This window comes from Legionella parisiensis (genome assembly GCF_001467945.1).
Lineage (GTDB): Bacteria > Pseudomonadota > Gammaproteobacteria > Legionellales > Legionellaceae > Legionella > Legionella parisiensis.
This window is the reverse complement of record NZ_LNYQ01000006.1, coordinates 102737-125552: the sequence shown is the minus strand read 5'-3', so window position 1 is coordinate 125552 and position 22816 is coordinate 102737. Positions and strand designations below refer to the sequence as shown.

The following is a 22816-nucleotide window of genomic DNA, read 5'->3' as shown; positions in this document are numbered from 1 at the left end:
TTGCACCTATGCAGTCAAATTTAATGAGAATAAGATGTCACAGATAAAAATTAACGCAGAACCACAAGACAAGAGTCTGCAAGAATACCAAATAAGAATACAGAAACGAATAGAGCGCTATAACCAATTATTAGCTCCTACTGCACTAGATAATAAACAATTAACCAATGATTTGTATCTTTTCACCCAAACTTATCTTAAAAAAACATGCACAAATGATGCGGATAATTTTAAAGTCATTCAATTATTTCGCCATGGAGAATGTACGAACGCGGATAAAGGGTATGGATTCAAACCGAATGCAAATATTAATCCAGCCGCTGATGCAAATATGAAGCATTTTGATTACTCAGTCCTTTTGCATAATCAAAGAGATGATGCTCACGTTGTATTTTCTACTATGACCCGAGCTACTGTAACCGCAGCAAATTTTATTGAAGGCTTCCGTACTCATAGAAAAAACGTAACAGCCAAATCCTCACGTGACATAACAGAAATTGCCGAAGGACCTTCGGGTTTTGATATTATGAATTGGCGTGAATATGGTCCATTGCTTAATCCATTTTCTGATGTGAAGTTTTTACATCGAGCTTTGCTTTTTTTCTCATTTATTCGTTACGCTGTTTTTGGAAGCACGTTAGAAGACAATAAGAGTGCAAAACAAGCAGCATTGGATACTATCGGGGCACTTGATGAGACGTCACAGCCCTCTGATGTAACCCACACGACAGACGCACAAAGAGAAAATGGGTTAGCAAAAGAGATAGTAGACGAAATAGATAATGATGAGCCGCGCGATATGATAGTCGTAGGCCATGGTAATTCAATACGAGATACTTTAACGAAGATTTTTCCAGGGTATAAAGCGGAGCATCGAAAAGATGATGCATTAGACTTTGCTGAAAGCCAGGCTCTGATGGTATTTGATGTAAATGGGAAAAAAGAGCTATTTATGCTGCCATTTAGGATTCAAGTAGATCAACATAAACCTGGGAAAATGAATGTACGATATGTGCCTTATGCGGAACTAACTCCAAGCTATCAAGATGTTAGAAACGAAATAGTAGCAAGGGACTTGGAAATTGAAGAAACGAAAAATAAAGAAACAGGTTCTCTTATCGAGCCAACTGTCGATCATTCATATGGAACATTTCTCGGGTATGGACTAACTACTCCTAGTAAGAAGGGAGGATTCACTCCTGAATTAGTCATCTCAACTGAACCTTATGCTTCTGAGTACAGCTCTGATCAAAATGAGGATGAATTAGGGTTTCAACGTCAACCAGGCACAGCGCTTAGTAACAACGGAAGTTTCGGTTAACTCTGAATATCTCTAAAGCAACATAATAAAGTGATGTTGCTGTCCAAAAAATAATGTTTCAAAATATGAGATTGCTATAAAACCATCGGCTCCTCGCAATCTCTCATATAATTAGAGGATGCCCATTAAAATAACCCATCCTTATGATTAAAATTATCTCATCACTGCTTTTTACTCTTACCATCGGTACTGCTTTCGCTGAAAAAGACTATTGCCAATTGGCAATAGAAAATTTATATACGGAGGAAAGTGATTTAATCTCCATAATCAAAATCAATACCCATAAACCATCGCTTTATTCATCCACAGTCGAAACAAGTAACGATTGTACCAATTACATCCCCTTGTTTTCAGTGAAAAACCCTGACGCGATAAAAACCCAAGGTGGCTTATGTGCCGTATTGCCTGCTGATGAAATCAAGCCTAATCTTTGTTCTTTAAGCTTAACGCTCTGTGCTTCAGAAAAAGAGTGCCAACGTTTGATTATCAAATTAACCACCGAAAATAATCATTATACAAAAGCAGAGCCTGCTTATTTTGAAATGGATTTCAAATAATGTTACAAAGGATGCTTTGTTCCGGGATCTCTACTTAAGCAAATGCTTTGCAAAAAGGTGTCGAAATTTTACACAAAGCTTTAATGTTCTAGTGCAAGCTACGAGTCATTTTATTCACCAGATCCTTTAATTTATGGCAAAATTCCTCTATTGCAATTTTATGATCAAAATTTATATAATGCGGACGATTAATGTTTTCTGAGCTGGTACATCATGACGTTTTCGAGTAAATTAAGAGCAGATTATGTTGAATTGATTAATGAAGAGTTAGACCGTATTCCTGTAGTAGGCATTGAAGAGTTCAATTTAATCGCTGAAGAATTACAAATACTCATTACTCCGCCTTTTATTTTAGCGCTTAAAGGCTTCTTTAGCTGCAATCCAAAGAAATCTACGCTTACTGAAGCAGCTCAAAATCAGATTGCTTATATTCATTATTGCTATAATACCCCTAAAGATTTTGTGACAAATACAAAGGATTATTCTGAATATCAACAGATTCTCAAGGAAAGGATTTCAGCGAAAATCACGGAATTTCAAAAATTCACTGAAAAAGAAAAAAATGCGTACATCACGTTTCAAAGAGAACAACATAGTGAAGTGAAGCATACCTCATTCGATTTGGTTTAGTAAACATGAAGCTATTAGAATTTGCTTTTAACAGCTATATGTTGACTGCGCTTCCAGTTCTTTTTGCTTCTCTGCAAACTCGTACACTTGTTCTCTAGAAAGAGTAACGTTATATCTTTCATCAGTCGAATAGTTACTCTCGAGAGTAATAGTAAATTTTTTATTTTCTTTAATTGGTTTATCTTCACATGGTGTTATTTTTTCAACGAAGTGATACGAAGTGTTCAAAGTCTTGCCGACATATTGAGTATGGCCAAAGCCAACTTCCCCACCGAGTTTATCTATATCCAATCCAGCCAAATATTTCACTGCCAAATGAAGATCATCTTCTGTAAGTGCTGGATGACGAATGTCAGACAATTTCTCTTTGAGAATAGTACTTTTTTCTTGAGTGCCCGTCCCGACGCTTCCTGAGGCAAAATGTTTTTGTTGCAAAGAATGAAGTTTAGTGAGCAATTCCTTATTTCGAGAAGGTTTATGAGTAATGTTTCTTTTAAAAAAACTGCCACTACGCTCGCTACTTACTAACTCACAATCTTTTTCTTTTATTGTAACATTGCGGATACTGTCAATATGCGTAATTTTTTTACCAACATGTGCTTTCATTGTATCGAGTATTTTACTCATGGTCAGCGGTTCACTGGGTTGCCATTTAGCATAATAACGCGCTATTTCTGTAGCAATATAAAAAGCTTTATCTTTTTCAGTCTTTCTACCTTTCTGGCCTACCTCCAGTGCCTCAATAAACGATTGATTGTATTTATCGAGGTCTTCTTGTTTTGGTTTATCAAATTCTAAATTAAGTCGATAATCGAGCGCATTGTACAGATTTGCTTCTTCTTGAAATTTAGTTATTACAGATCCCACACTGGAGCGGCATTTTCGTATTTGCTCCCCAGCTTTAGCCCATAGATCAACAGAATCCCTTACTCCCCAAGTGTTTTCATGAACTTCTTGCATTGTGGTGTACTTATAATAAGTGCTCGATATTTGACGTATTATATCACGTTGACAATACCATTCCTCAGGTACAGGGACGGCACCAAGAGAAAATGCTTCAGTGAGCGATTGATCGCCTGCAACGCCACAAACATCCGACAAACGCATTAAATCAAGTGTCGTATCAAGGGTGAAGCGATTTCGTTCAAATACTCTAAACTCTCTACCCTCAGGATTTGACCTATCTAAAATAATTTCCTGTGGACTTTCTGAATCTCCAATATAAAAAACAAGCTTGGTATACCCAAGTTTTTTTAACTTTTCTTGAAAATCCGCCTCTTGAAGCATTGATAATGTTTTTATGTCCTTATCTTCCTTGGTTGAAGCACTTACAAAGAAATTAGCATGTTTGCCGGGCTCATTACTTGCTGCAAAAACCGTAGCAGCTCTTTTGTAAGAAAAAGGCCAATTATAATAAGAAAAAGCAAAACTATTTTTTGCAAGAAATGAAGATGTATCACCGCCCCAATTACCTAAAATCTGTCTTTTCAAAGAAGGTTCAATTCCATCAATTATTTTTGCGCGCGCATTTTGTTTTGCGGGAGGAGAAAGACGTGAAAATTCCTTTAAATCGGATTCAATCAAAATTCCAGGGTAATCTTTCCCTACACCCACATTTCCGCTTAAACAAATTATGGGAGGCTTGTAAATTGGCTCCTTTTCAGGTGTTACCTCATAAAGACCGTATTCCCCAATGAAAATTTTGGCGCAATCATTATTTTTATGATGTAATGTTAGTGAACTCTCGCAAATAGCAGTTTCCACAGCGAGTTGCGCTTCGCCACATATCCTGCCAATTACTGAACCATGGGTAGTGGTCTTATTAACAACTCTAATTTGAGGATAAACCTCTCCATCTAAGAAGCTCGGTTCAATTTGGCTTATTTTCTTGACTGAATCCTCTTTAGCCAAAACATAAATAGGAGCATTGGGGTATTTTTTTGCAAGAAATTTAGCTATTTTCATTCCTAAAGAAACATCTCCAAAACCCTCTTGATCACTCATATGCAACACTATGGGACCTTTAAAATCAGAGTTACCTTTAAAATCGGGTTTAAAAATATCTTCAGAACGTATCATACTTTACCGCACAAATAATCAATACATATTTAAATATTAGACCATCTATTAATTCATTAAAGATTTTACAGGTTATATTTTAGGCGGAAAGAACAAATGGAGCCTCAAAATAAAATTAGAGCTCCATTTTCTATTATCAAAATAGTTCAAAAAATAATCGGATTTAAATTTGGAGAAATTAGAAGTAACTACGCCCTGTCAAAATCAAAAGATATAATTTTGGCAATTTCAGGTTGTTTTAAAGCTAAGGCCAAGAGTCTATCAATACCTAAAGCGACACCACTGCATGAAGGCAAACCATGTTCTAATGCCTGCAAAAGATAGTGATCTGCCTCCATGAAAGGAAAGCCTTTTTCACTTCTTATTTTTTGGTCTTGAGCAAAACGTTTTGCTTGGGCAGCAGCATCAGTTAACTCATGAAAACCATTCGCCAACTCAACCCCTTGATAATAAACCTCAAAACGTTCTGCAACCCCATTGCTAATTTTTGCCAGGGAGGCTTGTGACGCCGGAAAATTATATACCACAACCGGAACACTTTCCTTACCCAAAAAAGGTTCTACAACATGACTCATCAATAAAAAGAGATACTGATCTCTATCTTCTTCTTGTGGAGGCAATACTTTATCCAAATCGTAATGAGCCAATATTTGACGGAATTGTGCAATGGTTGCGGATAATGGGTCAATATCGCACGCTTCAAGAAAAGCCTGTTGATACGTTTTTTTGATCATCGGTTTAGACTGCATTACCCTTTGCAGGAAAAGATCTATTTCTTCCATTAATGCATGATGATCGATACCTAATTGATACCATTCTAACAGGGTAAACTCTGGATTATGCCAACGTCCTAATTCATCATCGCGAAATACACGTGCTATCTGAAAAATAGAGCCACTTCCTGCTGCAAGCAAGCGCTTCATATGGTATTCAGGAGAAGTCTGTAAACAATAAGTGTCACCGCGAAAAGTGGCTTTGATATTACTTAGATAAACATCGGTTGTCCCATAGCGCGCCATAATAGGCGTTTCCACTTCAAAATAACCGCGTTCCGTAAAGAATAAACGTATTTTGGCTAATAATTCTGCGCGTTTGCGTAGGAATTCGATTGATGCTGAAGGGTGCCACATCAATAAAAAATTCCCAATTCAAGTCGTGCTGCTTCGGTCATTCTTTCTTGAGTCCAAGGTGGCTCCCAGACCAACTCCACAGAACAATCGCGAACACCTTCTACTTTATTGACTGCTTGCTCTACTGTCCCTGGAAAAGTTTGTGCCACAGGACAACCCGGGGTAGTTAAGGTCATTTGAATTGCGACATGTGCCTCATCATCAATCGAAACATCGTAAATTAAACCTAAATCATAAATATTAACAGGAATCTCTGGATCATAAACACCCTTAAGCGCATTAATAATAGCTTCTTTCAATAACTCTTCATCCTGTTTTTTCTTAAAACCAAACATAAAGTACCTACTTATATTTTGGATAATCTATTATTTCTTCGGGACTGTTTCAAGTGCGCTAGTTTGAGCCCAAATAGCCTGATTTTTCGAGCACCGAAGCCCAGCATACATGCTGTATGCATCGGAGCACAGGAAATCAGTCCCTATTCTGTTTTCACCACATTGTTGTCTTTATTCAATGCGGCTTCCAAAGTATGCCACGCCAGGGTAGCACATTTTACCCGTGCCGGATAAGCCTTTACTCCTGCAAGTACCATCAACTTATCCATATAAAGTAACTGGCCTTCTTCATTTTGAGTCAACATATGATGAAAGCGATGAAACATTTCATGAGCTTCCTCTAGAGTTTTCCCTTTGATTGAGTCAGTCATCAAAGAAGCGGATGCTTGGGATATAGCACAACCACATCCCAAAAAACTCAACTCAGTAATCACATCCCCTTCTATTTTGGCATACACCGTTAATTTATCCCCGCATAAAGGATTAAAACCATTCGCTTGTGCTGTCGCATCCTTCATCTCATAATGATGACGTGGATTGCGGTTGTGATCGATAATGATTTCTTGATAAAGCTCTCGCAATTCAGCACTCATGCAAATACCTCTTTAACCCGATGCAATGCGTGTATGCATAAATCAATTTCCTCTTTGGTGTTATAAAATGCCAGGGAAATACGCGAAGTAGCAGCAACATTATAAAAATCCATCAACGGCATGGTACAATGATGGCCACTCCGTATCGCAATTCCCTCACTATCTAAAATAGTGCCGATATCATGAGCATGAATTGTTCCATGGACAAAAGCAACAACTGGTACTTTTTGTTGTGCAGTTCCAATAATATTAAATCCACTCACAGAGCGAACTCCGGCGGTTGCATATTCTAACAACTCTTTTTCGTAAGCGAGGATTGCATCCATATCCAAAGAGCCTAAATAATCGATTGCCGCACCCAATCCAATCGCACCGGCAATATTAGGAGTACCTGCTTCAAATTTATGCGGGATGGGGGCATATTCCGTTGCATCAAAGGTAACATAATTAATCATCTCCCCTCCTCCTTGATAAGGAGACATAGCATTCAGAAGTTCTTCTTTACCCCATAGAACACCAATTCCTGTAGGGCCATATAATTTATGTCCGGAAAAAGCGTAAAAATCACAACCTAAATCTTGTACATCTACAGGAAAATGAGGGACTGCTTGCGCGCCATCGATTAATACTTCTGCTCCATAATCATGCGCCATCTTGATCATTTCTTTAACTGGATTAATAGTGCCTAAAGCATTAGATGCATGCGTAATCGCCACAAATTTAGTGTTTTTATTTAATTTCTTGGCAAACTCATCCAATATAATCTCACCATCAAGCGATATAGGAGCAACTTGCAGCTTGGCTCTGGTTTTCTTACAAACCATCTGCCAGGGAACAATATTGGAATGATGTTCCATATGTGTAATTAATATTTCTTCATCAGGCAAAATACGCGGTGCAACCAAACTTTGCGCTACTAAATTGATCGCTTCAGTCGTTCCACGTACAAAAACGCACTCATTTGGTGAATTAGCATTGATAAAGCGCTTCACTTTGGAACGGGCAGCTTCGTAGCTTTCTGTTGCTCTGACACTTAAAGTATGCACACCACGATGCACATTCGAATTATCATGTTCATAATAATGAGAAATAGCCTCAATCACCGTTTTAGGTTTTTGTGACGTTGCCGCATTATCAAAATAAATTAAATCAAAATCATTTACTTTTTGATTAAGTGTAGGGAAATCTCTACGAATTGCATGAATATCCAAGGCGTCCATCTAGCTTACCCCAACTGTTGTGTTAATAAATGCCCCATATACTCCGCTAATTGGCGATGGGGGATAAGCCGAAGATTATCACTAGCAAAAGCATGAATTAAATAATGCGATGCTTCAAGTCGACCAATCCCACGAGTTGCCAAATAAAATAATGCTTCCTCATCCAATTGTCCAACCGTCGCACCATGAGAGCACAATACATCATCGGCAAAAATTTCCAACTGCGGCTTAGTATCCACCTCTGCATTTGCTGAGAGTAATAGGTTTTTATTTTGTTGTTTGGCATCAGTATGCTGGGCATCTTTAGCAACAAATACCTTACCATTAAATACTGCACGTGAACGTCCAGTGAGAATGCCTTTATAATCTTGTTCACTACTGCAAGAAGGTACTAGATGCTGCACTGTGGTATGATGATCCACATGTTGTCCTTCAGCAGGAGCATAAATCCCATTCATCAAAGAATGTGTTTTTTCTTCTTGCAAATACAAGCTGATATCAGAGCGCACCCATTGCCCGCCAAGGCTTAAAGAATGATTAGCAAATTCACTGCCTTCTGATTGGTTCACCGACAGATGGCCTATATGAAAAGCAGATTTACTCTCTCTTTGCAGGGTATAATGTGTTAATTTTGCACCAGCACCAACAACAATCTCAGTTACCGTATTCGTCAAATAACAACAATCAGCCAAACCTTGATAGTCTTCAACTATTGCAGCCTGACTGTTTTCCTCGGCAACAATCAAGTGCCGCAAATAAACTGCCTGATTTGCTTGAGTCTGTACATGAGTTAAGGCTATTGGCTCTTCAAGAACAACACCTGATGGAATATAAATCAACACACCACAGTGAATCATCGCCGTATTTAAATAATGAAAACCATGCTCTTGTTTTAAAACAGTTCCCAGATAAGGCTTAAGTAATTCTGGATGTTGTGTCAATGCAACTGCTAAAGGAAGTACTAATACGCCTTTAGGTAAGGTTTTGGCAAGCTGCTCCACACCCAAAATGAGTCCATTGCGAATCAATATATGCTGATTTATTGGTAAATCAGAGCTTATTTCATCCGTATATACCTCAGACTCATTGAGGTTCTCTGTAGTATTAAAACGCATAAACGGCTGATTTAATAATGCCTCGACACTAGTATATTTCCAGTCTTCATCATGTCGCGTTGGAAATCCACGTCGATTCAAATCCATTAATGCCTTAGTTTGCAATTGGGCGAGCCAAGGCAAAGTAGATAAACCAGCATTTGCTCGTTGTTGGTAAAAATCCAAAATCTCGCTCATATCACTACACCGTTTCCTCAAGCCAGCTGTACCCTTTTTTCTCTAATTCGAGCGCTAATGATTTATCGCCGGACATAATAATACGACCATTTACCAGCACATGGATAAAATCCGGCTCAATATAATCAAGCAAGCGCTGATAATGCGTTACTAAAATAATAGAACGTTCGGGAGACCGCATTGCATTAACACCATGTGAAATAATACGTAGTGCATCAATATCCAAGCCTGAATCAGTCTCATCAAGAATAGCGAGCTTTGGTTCCAAAGCTGCCATTTGTAAAATTTCATTACGCTTTTTTTCGCCGCCCGAAAACCCTTCATTAATGCTGCGATACAGAAAGCTTTCATCCATTTCCAGTAACTGGCATTTCTCTCGAATGAATGTCAGGAATTCAATGGCATCCAGTGTGTTTTTACCCTGGCCTTTACGTACTGCATTAACAGAAGCTTTAAGAAAGTTAACATTCGTTACACCAGGTATTTCCACCGGATATTGAAACGACAGAAAAATACCGGCACGCGCTCTTTCTTCGGGAGACAACGGGGTTAAATCCTGTCCTAAATAGTTTATTTCCCCACTAATCAGTTGATAAGAAGGATGGCCGGCTAATACTTTGGACAGGGTGCTTTTGCCTGAGCCATTAGGTCCCATAATGGCATGGACTTCACCTGCATTTACCTGAAGATTAATGCCTTTTAAAATGGATTGGTCATTTATTTCAACATTTAGCTCTTTAATTTTTAACATATTAACCTACTGCCCCTTCTAAACTTAGACCTAGCAATTTAGTCGCTTCCACCGCAAATTCCATAGGTAATTCTTTTAATACCTGCTTACAAAAACCATTGACGATCATCGAAACAGCATCCTCAGTATCGATTCCTCGTTGTTGACAATAAAACAATTGCTCTTCACTGATCTTGGAAGTAGTTGCTTCATGTTCTACTTGTGCGGTGGGGTTCTTGACTTCTATATAAGGAAAGGTATGTGCGGAACATTCAGAGCCCATTAGCATTGAATCGCACTGAGTATAATTTCGTGCATTCGTTGCTGTTGGTGCGATACGAACCAAACCGCGATAAGCATTATGTGCACGTCCTGCACTGATCCCTTTGGAAATAATAGTTGAACGCGTGTTTTTGCCAATATGGATCATTTTTGTGCCGGTATCGGCTTGTTGATAATTATTAGTTAAGGCAACTGAATAGAACTCACCAACGGAATCATCTCCTTGTAAAATAACACTGGGATATTTCCAGGTAATTGCAGAACCCGTTTCAATTTGCGTCCAGGAAATTTTAGAGCGTTTTCCGCGGCAAGCGCCACGTTTCGTCACAAAATTATAAATCCCACCTTTTCCTTCCTTATCACCTGGATACCAGTTTTGCACCGTAGAATATTTAATTTGCGCCCCATCCATAGCAATCAACTCAACTACGGCAGCATGGAGTTGATTTTCATCACGCATGGGTGCGGTACAACCTTCAAGATAAGAAACGTAACTATCCACATCAGCGATAATCAAGGTACGCTCAAATTGTCCTGTAGAGGCAGCATTAATTCGAAAATAAGTTGATAATTCCATCGGGCAACGCACCCCTTTGGGAACATATACAAAAGAACCATCACTAAATACGGCCGAATTCAAAGCAGCATAAAAATTATCCCGATACGGTACTACCGAGCCTAAATATTGCATGAGCAACTCTGGATGTTTATGTACTGCTTCAGAAATAGGACAAAAAATAACACCTTTTTCAGCGAGTTTCGCTTTAAACGTAGTTGCCACGGAAACACTATCAAAAACAGCATCTACAGCAACTCCAGCCAGCATTTCTTGTTCTCTTAAAGGAATACCCAGTTTCTCATAAGTTCTTAGTAACTCAGGATCGACCTCATCCAGACTCTTAGGCGCATCTTTTTTCATTTTTGGCGCTGAATAATACGAAAGAGCCTTATAATCCACAGGCGGGTAATGAACGCTGGACCATTGAGGAGGAGACATGGTTAACCAATGCCTATAGGCTTTTAAACGCCATTCAAGCAAAAATTCTGGCTCACCTTTAATTGCTGACAAACGACGAATAACGTCTTCGTCCAGTCCCGGCTCAAAAGTATCTACTTCAATGTCGGTTGTAAACCCATGTTGATATTCTCTATCGAGCAGAGAATTAATTTGCTCACTGCTTTTAGCCACGATTAACTCCACTTGCCAATTGTCGAACTCGCTCCACATCTTGTGCTTGCAAACTTGGTCTAGCCAAAGTGGCTAAACTTACACTATCCAAAGCGGTTTCAATTGCTTGGCTAATTAATCGCCAATTACCCTGAATAGTGCAAACACCTTGCAATGAACAATCATTAGGTTGCAAACTGCACTCTGTGAAACCACGATGTTCTTCAAATGCAAAAATTATTTGCGACACAGAAATTTCAGTTGCAGGCCGTCGCAATCGATATCCTCCAGTCACTCCACGTACGGAAGTTAACAAACCTGCACTGGTTAAACGTTTTAAAATTTTACTTACCGTAGGTACAGTCAGATGAGTATGTAATGCAATATCACGAGCATTACATAATTCTTGCGCGTGCCTGGCGAGATAAACCATCACAACTGTTCCATAATCGGCCAACTTGCTGATGCGCAGCATAACACCTCAAAATCGAATAATCTAGTACTAAATAAGTCTTAATTTGAAACAAAATATTCTCTTGCTCAATTTTCTATCCATATTATAAATATAGTACCAAAATAGTTCTATATTTTGCAAACCCGAATAGTACCTTATTGTTCATGAGGGATGCAAATAAATTCAACACCAACAGCTACGCGATTTGAGTTCAGTTCTAATTTTAACTTCTGTACAAGATATAGGTGTCATTCTATACAGGAGAGAAGCTATCCTTAAGAGCAATCTCTTACTTACACATTAGGAATATTGGAGAAAAGTCAGCCTTAAGACTGCGATCCAATTCGTACTAGGCCATTCCAATCATTCATTTCTACTTAATGAAGCATTAACTTCACCTAATTAAAATAAAATCATCATGGTAATTTTTTAAATAGTAAATTGGCGGGTATTGATCATGAAAGCACCTATAGATGAACAAAAAAAAGGAAAGGATTTTTTATTTTCTGAGTTAATTACTCCGCCCATACACGATAATGCTCAATTAAAGCTCGTTGAGATGTCTGGTTTAAATAATTTGCCTGAGGTTTTTGTCCTTTTAGATAAAAAAAACAGTAATTATAAAGGGATGTACACGGGAGGTCTCTCAGACTGCGTGGCCGTCTCAATTCTTGACATGAACAATAATGAAATACAAAAAATGATGATGCTGCATTTTGGAGGTGGACTCAGTTCTAATTCTTTTTCTTTTTTAAGAAGGTTAATGAGAGAACATGAATTTTCCGACACGATTCAAGTGGTGGTGTGTTTTGGAACAAGCTATAAGAACAAAAGTGGTTTGTTAGACCCAGAGTATCAAAAAGAATATGAATCTCAAATCGTAGCAACTTTAGGAGTAAACTGCTCAAAAATTATTTTTACAGCGTCCTCGTCTTCATGCATCACATTTGATGGTTTTGGCGGCCCTTTTGCTTATGATAGCCATCGATTCAGAAAGGAAGACCCTTATGGTTGTTATCGACGCGATTATTATGAGGTTGAATCGACATCAAGTTTGGAAGAAAAAAATGTATTTGATTCAATGACTCGAAGTTTTCTGGCAGTCAATCAAGAGTCTTTCTCAAAATATTTAGCGCAAATTTCTAATATAATAGAAAGCCAATTCACTGAGCCTGGGGCAAAAGCAGCTTTGTATCAGAATATTCGATTTTTAGTTTTTATGGCGACAACAAACTTAAGCGCTGGGATTCCACATCAAGAACAAACATTCACCCAACTTAAATCAGAAATTGAAACAATATGCGCAAAAGAAATTCCTGGGTTCCAAAATCAACTTAATGGCCTACACGCTGCATTTACACCACCAAAAGAAGAAGACGCAGATTTTTCAAAAATTGTGGATAAGCTTGAAAACATTTCATTTTATTCTTCTGATTTGAATGACGTTTTAAATGAATTACCCCAAAAAAATATAGCTCAATTATTTAAAAGGCTTCATGAAAGAAATTGGTTTGAGAGGAATATAAATGATCCCCAACAAGCTGTTGAATTTTTTGCTCTTGTTCCTAAAGAAAAGCAAACTGATTTTTTAAGCGGCTTCTCTAAAACGGGATTTGAAAAAATTTTTGCAAAAGATTTGCTGAAATTTTCTTCTTTTCTGTCTTATGCGGCTTCCTCTAGGGAGCAAACCATGATTTTAAATAAGCTTTCTGAGCAAGCACTAAAAAATTTATTTTTACCGAGATCGTTAAGTCAAGTCAAAAGCAGGCTTGAATTGATTAGGGTAGCCCCAAATCCTAATGGCAACAAAACTCATACTACAGCCATGCTAATAGGTTTATTAGAAGCGTGTACTGAATGTTATCAAGGCTCCCAATCTAATTTTTTTGGCAATCAAAACCGTACTTTGTCTCCTTTAATTCATAAAATAAAGACTGCGTTCGAAGACAACGGGGATCTAAAATTAGCTTGTGATAAGTTAGGAGAAAGCCACCATACCCCTATGGAAATTAGGGATATTGTCAAAGCGATTCAAACAGTACAGGCTGCACCAACCAATACCCATTATCCAGGTAAAACCTTGCCAATCTAGATAGTGACTTTTGCTAGCAGCACATTAACAGTTTAAAAACTTGACTCACTTGAACTATAAGCGATATATAACGTATCATCTTCTTTTAAACTTCGAGTGTTTGCAAAAGAATTCATGCTTGAATCAGGACCTACTAGGAGCAAGACTATGACCGTTGCGCATTATCCAGCCTCATTGGTCAGCAGTCAACTTGTTGATTCGGGAACAATACTTGTCCCGCAAGGTTACTATCGCTCCAAATTATTTATTGCTCCTTTTTCAACTAATGCTTTAGTTGCGGCAGCAGGGCCTCTTTTATCGCTACTGGAACGGCTGTGTCTTAGCCCTTCATTGCCTGCCATTGAGAACATCAGAGACAATATTGAACATGAGCTCCTTGCTTTTCAGAGCAAAATGGATGCATCGAAATACCCGACAGACTTTGCTGCCATCGCCCATTATTTAATGGCAGCGACCATAGATGAAATCTTGGGTAAAAATTACATGCGCGTGTATCAAATTACCGCCGAATTTAAAGCGTTCACACCCCTCTCTAACGATAATGCTCAACCACAACATCGTTTTTTTGAAATCCTCAATTACATAAAAGAAAGACCAAACCAATACCTTGATCTTATTGAGTTGGTTTATTTTCTCCTGATCATTGGCTTTGAGGGCCATTACCATCTCAAACCTGATGGACGCCAGGTTTTGGATAACTATATTGAAGATCTTTATCAAATAATTCAGCAAAATCGTTTTAATCAACCACGCCGTTTATTTAATGAAAACCCTATACCTAAAATTGTTAAAAAAAATTATAAAGCTGTCATAATAACTTTGATTACTGCGATTACTGTGGTAACACTTGCTTTTTTGACCAGCCAATACTTATTGGAAAATAAAGCAAAAAATGTTTTATTTGGACATACCCAACTTGCTCTTCTGGATAGCTGATGGACAATTCTTTACGCGCATTATGTGATGCTATAAAAAAAATACTTTCACAATTAAAGCCACAAAGCAATCAGCTTTCTTTTATAGTGATTACTGGAAAAAATGCTCAAGGAAAGTCGGCCATATTAAAGCAGAGTAATTTGGAAGAAATACCTGTTTTTAGCGAACAACATGCCAAAATATATTTTAATCAGAAAGGGATTATTATTGAGCTTGGTGAAAATTGGCTTACCAACAGCAAAACCTTATTACTTAATACCCTGAAGCAATTGAACCGGTGCAATACGTATCTAAAAATTACTGGTCTTGTTTTATGCATTGATGTAAACGACTTACTTATTGCGGATCCAAGTCAGTTTGCAGAACAGAAGAAAGCACATTTGCAACTGTTGGAGCGATTTGGAACTAACCTGGGTTATTCCATTAATCTTGCGCTGATGTTTACCAAAATGGATACCCTTGCCGGGTTCACCGAATTTTACCAATCAGAACATACAACTAATTTATCGAAACCTTTAGGGTTTTCGCTTGATTGCAGGAATGAGTTAAAGAAAAAAATAGAAGCATACTCATTCCAATTCAATCAGCTCACCGAACAACTTGGTCAACAAGTAATTAACAAAATGCATCCCGCGCGTTCTACAATGAGACGCAGTTTAATTCGGGAATTTCCCTTACAGGTAGCTAGCTTGCGTGCTCCTATTCACGCATTAATTCAGGGAATCTCACTCAAACTTTTTAATTTACATTCCATTTATTTTAGTAGTGCAGAGCAAGGTGGCGTGAGTATTGACCGTCTGAATAAGAAAATCCAGCACGAATATGCCTTGATGGTCCAGGATACATTTCCTCAAGCAACAAATTTCAGAGCCTATTTTGTTGAAGGAGCATTAAAAACCATCCAGGAGCATTGCAGTCAAATTCCACAAATCAGAAAATTTTCGCAAAAGCCCATTATTGCAGTTACTGCGAGTATTGCAGGAATCAGCTTGCTGATCTTAAGCTATAACCATTATAAAACAGCTCATTTATTGGATGAAGCAAGTAAAGAATTACTTGCTTATGATGTACTGAATAGTCAGAAAAACAAAGAAAAACAGGCCCTGTATCATTTATCCAAAGCCGCAAAAACGATGAGTAATATCCCCAGTAATTCCTTGTCGCTACCCACAGTGCATCAATTAAAACACAATTTGCACTACAATGCTGAAAATCGTCTCCATGGTGAATTTTTACCTTCATTAACCGGCGAGCTGGAAGATGTAATCAATAATTCAGGAAATACCCCCATCGTTCGTTATAACGCCTTGAAAATTTATCTGATGCTAGGCCAGCCGGAACATTTTTCAGCAATGCAAGTACATGATTGGTTTGCTGCTCAATGGAAAAACCAGCCTGAAAGTTCTTTAAACAAACAGCTGGCACTATTAAAGCACTTATTAAGCACCCCCCCCAAAAATATAACCGTGAAGCCACAGGTAGTTAGTGATGCCAGGAATTATTTAAATGCCTTGCCCACGAGTTACCTCTATTACTCGATTGCAAAAGAGTATTTACCTAATGCCAAACAAAAAATTGCAATTAATGGTTTTGTATTGGCTACTAATGAATTACCTGGTTACTTTACCCGCTCAGGTTTTAATGAAGTGATGCAAAGAGTCCCTGATATTAGCCACAGTCTGCAAAAAGAAAACTGGGTTTTAGCGCGTAATGATTTAAACCAATTACAGGAAATGATAACTCAGGCATATTGTTTTGATTATGTCACCTGGTGGCAAACGTTCATGCGCAAATCACAACCCTTGCATTATCAAGATTATCAAGCTGGCCGGCAAGTGGTTAAAAATCTGGAGCAATCTCATGCATTAAGCAAAATGGTCGGCTTAATCCAACAAGAAACCAAAGCTGACTTGAGTAATAGCACATCGCTATTCAATCAATCTATTGCCAATCAATTTACTGATTTAAACTTAATGAGCCTTTCCAGCATTAAAGAATTAAGTCTGAAAATCGTTGATTTGGAGCGCTTTATTTCTACTTTATCTATGATAAATGATGGAGGTAAAACTGCGTTTAATATTACCAAAACACGTTTTGCTAGCGACAGTGCCTCCGATCCAGTAAGTTTACTTTATAACCAAGCACGACAATTACCCGAACCTCTAAGTACCTGGACAAAACAATTAGCAAGTGATACGTGGGGGATTCTTATCAAAGACAGTCGTCAGTATATTAACCAACAATGGCATCAAACCGTTTATAGAGAATTCCAAAACACTATTGCCAGACGCTATCCTTTTGATGCATCACAGCAAGAAGAAATTTCAATAAATGATTTCAACCATTTCTTTTCTACTCATGGTGCATTAAATTCATTTACTGAAAACTATGTTAAACCATTTCTAGATATTTCTAATGCAGAATGGAAGCCTAAAGCAGTAAATGACTCCGTATTACCTATAGCATCAGAAACATTAGATGCGCTGATACGTGCGAATATAATTACCAATATGTTTTTCCCTGACCATGGCGAAGAAAGTAGAATTGATTTTAGTCTGCAAAAAATTAGCCTTGATCCTGTGGTTGCAAACCTGGAGCTTCAGATTGGCAGCACAAAATTGACCGATAATCAAAGCACCGAGTCTGTTATTCGTTTTACCTGGCCTCAATCCCACGCAAAACTTGCTCTTAATTCAATTGAAGGCAATCACTATGAGCTTGCAGAACAAGGAATCTGGGCTTTATTTAAACTACTTGAAAAGGTGAATGTTCTCGTTGATGAACAAGACAGTTCCAGCTTGCAAATTCTATTTGAAATCAATAGCAACTCAGGGCGTTACCTGTTAAAAACAAATAATCAGGTTAATCCATTTACACCGGGAATTCTAAATGGATTTACATTGAATGAGTCTATAGTTTAACTCTTAAAACCAGAGTCTGGCTAAAATTTTAATCACAGAGAGACAGATTCATCCGAATTCTATATACTTACTAACTCTATTAAAAGAAAGGGCTCATACAATGCGTACGTTTATTTCCTATTTACTTATTACGTTACTAAGTTTTGGGCTGTTAGTTCACGAAGCTTCTGCCAAACGCTTTGGTGCCGGCAGAAGTTTTGGCATACAGCGTTCCCAAAGTGCCTTGTTTTCACCAAATAAGGTACAGAAATCGAATGTTCTTGGACAAAATACAAAAAATCCCAGCAGATGGGGAGGATTACTTAGCGGCTTATTAATTGGCGGCTTACTTACTAGTTTATTTATGGGGCATGGTTTTGCCAATGGAATCTTGTCATGGTTAATTATTGGAGCAGTTCTCTTTTTTGTTATTGGCTTTTTCCGCAAAAGAATGCAGCCGGGTTTTCAATCAGGACAGGGACAAACCAATCCATTTAACCAAAAACCTTTTAATAACTTTACCCAATCATTTAACAGCAGTTCAGAGAGCGGTGCCACGAATAACTTTTCTCAATACCCTGAAGGTTTTGTACCTGAGAGCTTTTTACGTGAAGCTAAAGTAACATTTAACCGCCTGCAAGCTGCCTATGACAAAAAAAACCTTCAAGATTTAAGTGAATTCACAGCACCCGAAGTATTTGCAGAAATAAAGATGCAGTTAGATGAGCGAGGAAATTCGTCAAATAAAACAGAAGTCATCACTTTAGACGCGAAGTTACTTGATGTTTCAAAACAATCTAACTCACTCATTGCAAGCGTTCACTTTACCGGCTCCATTAAAGAGGATGATGAGCCTATGAGCCAACTTGATGAAATCTGGCATTTCCGTCAATTTCCTAACAGCACTCAATGGGTTGTCGGTGGTATTCAGCAGGAAGTATTTCAACCTTAATCAGAGAATTAACTTGGTTTTCCCCTATAATCCAGACCACATCATCACTTAGGTAATACAATTGATACAAAGCAGGGCTTAACAGCCCTGCTTACGGCACAAGAATTAGTTTTAATCAATTCGCAAGTGAATTTTTGCTCCCCCGCGCAGTCTGCGATCCATTTTCCATATTGGCATTGTGCACTTAATTACTTCTAGATTCCTGCGCATAAACAGGAATGACAACACGTCTTACCACGCAACGGCTATGGGCTTAGCAGCCCAGCCTATGCGGAACCGTGGCAAATAGATAGAGGAGGGGAAGAGCAATTAACTACTTAAATGTATTCCACATCAATTATTTCATATTCCACCATACCTCCTGGTGTATTTACGGTGACTGTGTCATCTAAATCTTTGCCAATTAAAGCACGGCCAATAGGAGAGCTGTAGGAGATTTTATTCTGTTTAATGTCAGCCTCATCTTCACCAACAATTTTGTAAGTTACCTTCGCATCTGTAGCGATATGGCATACAGTTACTGTACAACCAAAGACTACCTTGCCGTTATTGGGTAATTTGCTGATGTCGATAATTTGTGCATGGGATAATTTTGCTTCCAGTTCTTGAATACGGCCCTCATTGAAGCTTTGCTGTTCTCGGGCTGCATGATATTCGGCATTTTCTTTCAAATCACCATGTGCCCTTGCTGTAGCAATCGCTTCCACAATACGAGGCCTGTCAACAAATTTTAAACGTTGTAATTCTGAATTAAGTGCTTCTGCACCTTGAACTGTCATGGGGTGTTTGCTCATATTTACCTCAAAAATAATTCCCTGGTAATTTATCTTTTAATCTCAATTCCCTCCTCAGAAGAAAATGAGATTATTAAATTTAGTGATAAGTGTAACTTGGATGCAGTGTATTTGTTAATGCAAATCCTGCAAACGAGTCACAGTTTCTCTATCTTCATATTTCATGGCCAAACAAGCAGCCTCAGCTCCTGACAAGGTTGTAGTATAGCTAACCTTGTGTTGTAATGCATTGCGTCTAATTGCAAAAGAATCAGCGATTGCTTGCTTACCCTCGGTTGTATTCACAATAAAATCAATTTCGTTATTTTTTATAAAATCTAAAACATGCGGTCTACCCTCGTTCACCTTAAATACGCGGCGACAATCAACCCCTGCTGCTTGTAAAGCCAAAGCGGTGCCACGTGTTGCAATGATTTCAAAACCTAATTCAATCAATCGCTTGGCAATTTCACCCACTCGCGTTTTATCGGCATCCCTAACGGAAACAAAAGCACGACGACGCTTGGGTATATTAGAACCTGCTCCCAATTGTGCCTTAGCATAAGCTTGTCCAAAACGTCTGGCAATACCCATTACTTCCCCTGTAGATTTCATTTCAGGGCCAAGAATAGAGTCTACCCCAGAAAATTTGATAAAAGGGAAAACGGGGAGCTTAATTGAATAAAAGGATGGCATATGGTGGTTTTGGCTTAAACCTTGTTCTTTTAAGCTAATCCCCAGTTTGCAAAGAGCTGCTATTTTGGCCAAAGGTAAACCTGTCGCTTTGGAAACAAAAGGAACAGTCCGTGAGGCTCTTGGGTTTACCTCCAGAACATAAATGTCATCCGCTTGAATAGCAAATTGCGCATTAATCAAACCAACTACTCCTAACTTCAATGCCATTTGCCGCATTTGCTCCATTAAATCCTGTTGTACCACAACACTGAGACTAAATGGGGGTAAAGTACAGGCCGAATCGCCTGAATGAATACCGGCTTGTTCTATGTGCTCCATTACCGCACCAATCAACACCTCTTTGCCATCACAAACTGCGTCAATATCTACTTCAATTGCATCATTTAAAAATTTATCCAACAATACGGGAGAATCATTGGATACAGCAACTGCATGCGATAAATAATGGCGCAAATCATCTTCTTGATAGACAACTTCCATAGCGCGCCCTCCAAGAACATATGAAGGTCTTACCACTAACGGATAACCGATCTTGTTTGCTAAGGCGATGGCTTCTGCCTCACTACGCACAGTACCATTATCAGGTTGATGTAATTTCAATTCTGTGACTAATTTTTGAAACCGATCTCTGTCTTCTGCCCTATCAATTGCATCTGGAGAGGTCCCTATTATTTTAACACCATTTGCTTCTAACGCTCGTGCTAATTTTAAAGGGGTTTGTCCACCGTAATGGACAATAACTCCCTCTGGTTTTTCTACATCTACAATCCCCAAAACATCTTCTAGAGTCACAGGTTCAAAATACAGGCGATCGGAAGTATCAAAATCGGTAGAAACTGTTTCAGGGTTGCAATTAACCATAATAGTCTGACAACCTGCGCTCCGAAGCGCCATCGCTGCATGCACACAACAATAATCAAATTCAATTCCCTGACCAATTCGATTAGGCCCTCCACCAAGAATCATAATTTTTTTCTTACCGGTATCAGGGCGAGCTTCACAACTGGTTTCATAACATGAATACATATAAGCCGTATCACTGGGGAACTCACCTGCACAGGAATCAATGCGTTTGTAAACAGGAACAATCCCTAGTTCTTTTCGTTGCTTGCGTACCTCCTCTTCAGAGCACGACCAAAGTGTAGCCAAATAAGCATCGGCAAAACCACGTCGCTTCAGAAGGCGTAAAGTAAGCGCATCGACATCTGCCAATTTTTTCCCGGCCACAGAACGTTCCAGAGCAACCAGCTCCTCAACTTGCGCCAAAAACCAAGGGTCAACACGACTTTCCTGATGAATTTCTTCAAGGGTGATATTGTTTCTAAAAGCATCAGCGATATACCAAAGCCTATCCGGAGTTGGTGCTCGCAAATGGCCTCTTAAACGTGCCAAATCGTTTTTCTTGAATAAAGGATGCAAACCACAACGCCCTATCTCTAAACCTCGTATTGCTTTTTGTAAGGACTCCTGGAAATTGGATCCAATTGCCATCACCTCACCGACTGACTTCATTTGTGTCGTCAGGATATCTGAAGTTTGAGGGAATTTATCAAAATTAAATCGCGGCACTTTAGTGACTATATAATCAATGCTTGGTTCAAACGAAGCCGGAGTCTTACCACCAGTAATTTCATTTTTTAGCTCATCGAGCGTGTAGCCAACAGCGAGTTTTGCAGCCACTTTTGCAATAGGAAAGCCAGTTGCCTTGGAGGCCAAAGCAGAGCTTCGAGAAACTCTTGGGTTCATTTCAACCACAAGCATTCGCCCATCTTCTGGATTAACAGCAAATTGTACGTTTGAACCCCCAGTATCAACCCCTACTGCCCGTAATACTTTAATGGCGGCATCCCGCATACGTTGAAACTCTTTATCAGTAAGTGTTTGCGCAGGAGCCACAGTAATGGAATCACCAGTGTGAACACCCATAGGATCAAAGTTTTCAATAGTACAGACAATAATGCAATTATCATTTTTATCACGCACTACTTCCATTTCGAACTCTTTCCAACCGAGTACTGATTCATCAATCAGCAACTCATGAGTTGGTGATAACTCTAACCCACGCATACAAATTTCTTCAAATTCTTCACGATTATATGCAATACCACCACCGCTGCCTCCCATAGTAAAAGAGGGACGAATAATTGCCGGATAACCCAATTGAGCCTGGACCTGGATTGCCTCTTCCAAGCTATGGGCAATCGCCGAACGCGGCATATCCAAGCCAATTTTAATCATCAATTGACGAAATTTTTCTCTATCTTCAGCGCGATCAATCGCCTCTCGTGTTGCGCCGATCATTTCTACATTATACTTTGCTAAAACTCCCTCACGTACTAAATCCAGGGCACAGTTAAGTGCTGTCTGTCCACCCATAGTCGGCAAGAGCGCATCTGGACGTTCAATTTCAATAATACGTGCTACTTCTTTCCAGGATACCGGTTCAACATAAGTTGCATCTGCAAGTTCTGGATCCGTCATAATGGTAGCTGGATTGGAGTTGACCAAGATCACACGATAACCTTCTTCCTTTAAGGCACGTACTGCTTGGGTTCCAGAGTAATCAAATTCACAAGCTTGTCCTATTATAATAGGACCTGCTCCAAGGATAAGAATGGATTTTATATCGGTTCGTTTTGGCATATTGACAACAAAAAAGAATAAAATGATACATTT

18 protein-coding genes are annotated in these 22816 nt (G+C 38.8%); 7 read left to right on the top strand and 11 right to left on the bottom strand.

The genetic code is table 11. The features are described from left to right. Positions 1 to 34: 34 nt before the first annotated feature. The 3 genes from Lpar_RS01845 to Lpar_RS01835 all read left to right on the top strand — a co-directional run bounded on the left by Lpar_RS01845 (position 35) and on the right by Lpar_RS01835 (position 2508). Positions 35 to 1321 (top strand): hypothetical protein, encoded by a 1287-nt coding sequence (locus Lpar_RS01845; RefSeq protein WP_058516298.1) that lies wholly within the window; start codon positions 35 to 37, stop codon positions 1319 to 1321. 143 nt (positions 1322 to 1464) lie between these two features. Further along, positions 1465 to 1878 (top strand): hypothetical protein, encoded by a 414-nt coding sequence (locus tag Lpar_RS01840; RefSeq protein WP_058516297.1) that lies wholly within the window; start codon positions 1465 to 1467, stop codon positions 1876 to 1878. 213 nt (positions 1879 to 2091) lie between these two features. Further along, positions 2092 to 2508: a hypothetical protein gene (locus Lpar_RS01835; protein ID WP_058516296.1), complete on the top strand. Its 417-nt coding sequence runs from the start codon at positions 2092 to 2094 to the stop codon at positions 2506 to 2508. A 27-nt stretch (positions 2509 to 2535) separates the two neighbouring features. Here the strand turns inward: Lpar_RS01835 and Lpar_RS01830 are convergent, their stop codons facing one another. From Lpar_RS01830 to Lpar_RS01790, 9 genes are all read right to left on the bottom strand, one after another. Next, a complete protein-coding gene (locus Lpar_RS01830; protein ID WP_058516295.1) occupies positions 2536 to 4587 on the bottom strand; it encodes a hypothetical protein in 2052 nt (683 codons plus the stop codon). A 188-nt stretch (positions 4588 to 4775) separates the two neighbouring features. Continuing rightward, complete coding sequence (gene epmA, locus Lpar_RS01825; RefSeq protein ID WP_058516294.1) at positions 4776 to 5717, bottom strand: elongation factor P--(R)-beta-lysine ligase; 942 nt, start codon at positions 5715 to 5717, stop codon at positions 4776 to 4778. Then, a complete protein-coding gene (locus Lpar_RS01820; RefSeq protein WP_058516293.1) occupies positions 5717 to 6052 on the bottom strand; it encodes an SUF system Fe-S cluster assembly protein in 336 nt (111 codons plus the stop codon). Before Lpar_RS01820 ends, epmA begins: the two co-directional genes overlap by 1 nt. Positions 6053 to 6195: 143 nt before the next feature. Then, complete coding sequence (gene sufU, locus Lpar_RS01815) at positions 6196 to 6645, bottom strand: Fe-S cluster assembly sulfur transfer protein SufU (RefSeq protein WP_058516292.1); 450 nt, start codon at positions 6643 to 6645, stop codon at positions 6196 to 6198. Further along, positions 6642 to 7865 carry a cysteine desulfurase gene (locus tag Lpar_RS01810; RefSeq protein ID WP_058516291.1) on the bottom strand — a complete coding sequence of 408 codons (1224 nt, stop codon included), beginning with the start codon at positions 7863 to 7865 and terminating at the stop codon, positions 6642 to 6644. Before Lpar_RS01810 ends, sufU begins: the two co-directional genes overlap by 4 nt. 5 nt (positions 7866 to 7870) lie before the next feature. Further along, positions 7871 to 9157, bottom strand: a complete 1287-nt coding sequence (gene sufD, locus Lpar_RS01805) for a Fe-S cluster assembly protein SufD (protein ID WP_058516290.1) — start codon at positions 9155 to 9157, stop codon at positions 7871 to 7873. A 4-nt stretch (positions 9158 to 9161) separates the two neighbouring features. After that, positions 9162 to 9908: a Fe-S cluster assembly ATPase SufC gene (gene sufC, locus Lpar_RS01800; protein ID WP_058516289.1), complete on the bottom strand. Its 747-nt coding sequence runs from the start codon at positions 9906 to 9908 to the stop codon at positions 9162 to 9164. Between the two features lies 1 nt (position 9909). Next, complete coding sequence (gene sufB / locus Lpar_RS01795; protein ID WP_058516288.1) at positions 9910 to 11358, bottom strand: Fe-S cluster assembly protein SufB; 1449 nt, start codon at positions 11356 to 11358, stop codon at positions 9910 to 9912. Then, positions 11351 to 11812, bottom strand: coding sequence for an SUF system Fe-S cluster assembly regulator (locus tag Lpar_RS01790; RefSeq protein ID WP_058516287.1), 462 nt, complete (start codon positions 11810 to 11812; stop codon positions 11351 to 11353). Before Lpar_RS01790 ends, sufB begins: the two co-directional genes overlap by 8 nt. Positions 11813 to 12248: 436 nt before the next feature. Between Lpar_RS01790 and Lpar_RS01785 the strand changes: the two genes are divergently transcribed. From Lpar_RS01785 to Lpar_RS01770, 4 genes are all read left to right on the top strand, one after another. Continuing rightward, positions 12249 to 13883 (top strand): hypothetical protein, encoded by a 1635-nt coding sequence (locus Lpar_RS01785; RefSeq protein ID WP_058516286.1) that lies wholly within the window; start codon positions 12249 to 12251, stop codon positions 13881 to 13883. 147 nt (positions 13884 to 14030) lie between these two features. Next, on the top strand, positions 14031 to 14819 hold the full coding sequence (icmH, locus tag Lpar_RS01780; protein WP_058516285.1) for a type IVB secretion system protein IcmH/DotU: 789 nt from the start codon (positions 14031 to 14033) through the stop codon (positions 14817 to 14819). Further along, on the top strand, positions 14819 to 17740 hold the full coding sequence (icmF, locus tag Lpar_RS01775; RefSeq protein WP_058516284.1) for a type IVB secretion system protein IcmF: 2922 nt from the start codon (positions 14819 to 14821) through the stop codon (positions 17738 to 17740). The genes icmH and icmF overlap by 1 nt, the downstream gene beginning before the upstream one ends. A gap of 100 nt (positions 17741 to 17840) precedes the next feature. Beyond that, positions 17841 to 18671, top strand: coding sequence for a Tim44 domain-containing protein (locus Lpar_RS01770; protein WP_058516283.1), 831 nt, complete (start codon positions 17841 to 17843; stop codon positions 18669 to 18671). A gap of 317 nt (positions 18672 to 18988) precedes the next feature. Here Lpar_RS01770 and greA read toward each other — a convergent pair whose 3' ends face one another. Beyond that, positions 18989 to 19465, bottom strand: a complete 477-nt coding sequence (gene greA, locus Lpar_RS01765; protein WP_058516282.1) for a transcription elongation factor GreA — start codon at positions 19463 to 19465, stop codon at positions 18989 to 18991. A 114-nt stretch (positions 19466 to 19579) separates the two neighbouring features. Continuing rightward, a complete protein-coding gene (carB, locus tag Lpar_RS01760; RefSeq protein ID WP_058516281.1) occupies positions 19580 to 22783 on the bottom strand; it encodes a carbamoyl-phosphate synthase large subunit in 3204 nt (1067 codons plus the stop codon). Positions 22784 to 22816: the final 33 nt, after the last annotated feature.

Coding starts and splice junctions, on each gene's coding strand:
- Lpar_RS01845 (WP_058516298.1), top strand. CDS start 35: ATGTCACAGATAAAAATTAACGCAGAACCACAAGACAAGAGTCTGCAA.
- Lpar_RS01840 (WP_058516297.1), top strand. CDS start 1,465: ATGATTAAAATTATCTCATCACTGCTTTTTACTCTTACCATCGGTACT.
- Lpar_RS01835 (WP_058516296.1), top strand. CDS start 2,092: ATGACGTTTTCGAGTAAATTAAGAGCAGATTATGTTGAATTGATTAAT.
- Lpar_RS01830 (WP_058516295.1), bottom strand. CDS start 4,587: ATGATACGTTCTGAAGATATTTTTAAACCCGATTTTAAAGGTAACTCT.
- epmA (WP_058516294.1), bottom strand. CDS start 5,717: ATGTGGCACCCTTCAGCATCAATCGAATTCCTACGCAAACGCGCAGAA.
- Lpar_RS01820 (WP_058516293.1), bottom strand. CDS start 6,052: ATGTTTGGTTTTAAGAAAAAACAGGATGAAGAGTTATTGAAAGAAGCT.
- sufU (WP_058516292.1), bottom strand. CDS start 6,645: ATGAGTGCTGAATTGCGAGAGCTTTATCAAGAAATCATTATCGATCAC.
- Lpar_RS01810 (WP_058516291.1), bottom strand. CDS start 7,865: ATGGACGCCTTGGATATTCATGCAATTCGTAGAGATTTCCCTACACTT.
- sufD (WP_058516290.1), bottom strand. CDS start 9,157: ATGAGCGAGATTTTGGATTTTTACCAACAACGAGCAAATGCTGGTTTA.
- sufC (WP_058516289.1), bottom strand. CDS start 9,908: ATGTTAAAAATTAAAGAGCTAAATGTTGAAATAAATGACCAATCCATT.
- Lpar_RS01790 (WP_058516287.1), bottom strand. CDS start 11,812: ATGCTGCGCATCAGCAAGTTGGCCGATTATGGAACAGTTGTGATGGTT.
- Lpar_RS01785 (WP_058516286.1), top strand. CDS start 12,249: ATGAAAGCACCTATAGATGAACAAAAAAAAGGAAAGGATTTTTTATTT.
- icmH (WP_058516285.1), top strand. CDS start 14,031: ATGACCGTTGCGCATTATCCAGCCTCATTGGTCAGCAGTCAACTTGTT.
- icmF (WP_058516284.1), top strand. CDS start 14,819: ATGGACAATTCTTTACGCGCATTATGTGATGCTATAAAAAAAATACTT.
- Lpar_RS01770 (WP_058516283.1), top strand. CDS start 17,841: ATGCGTACGTTTATTTCCTATTTACTTATTACGTTACTAAGTTTTGGG.
- greA (WP_058516282.1), bottom strand. CDS start 19,465: ATGAGCAAACACCCCATGACAGTTCAAGGTGCAGAAGCACTTAATTCA.
- carB (WP_058516281.1), bottom strand. CDS start 22,783: ATGCCAAAACGAACCGATATAAAATCCATTCTTATCCTTGGAGCAGGT.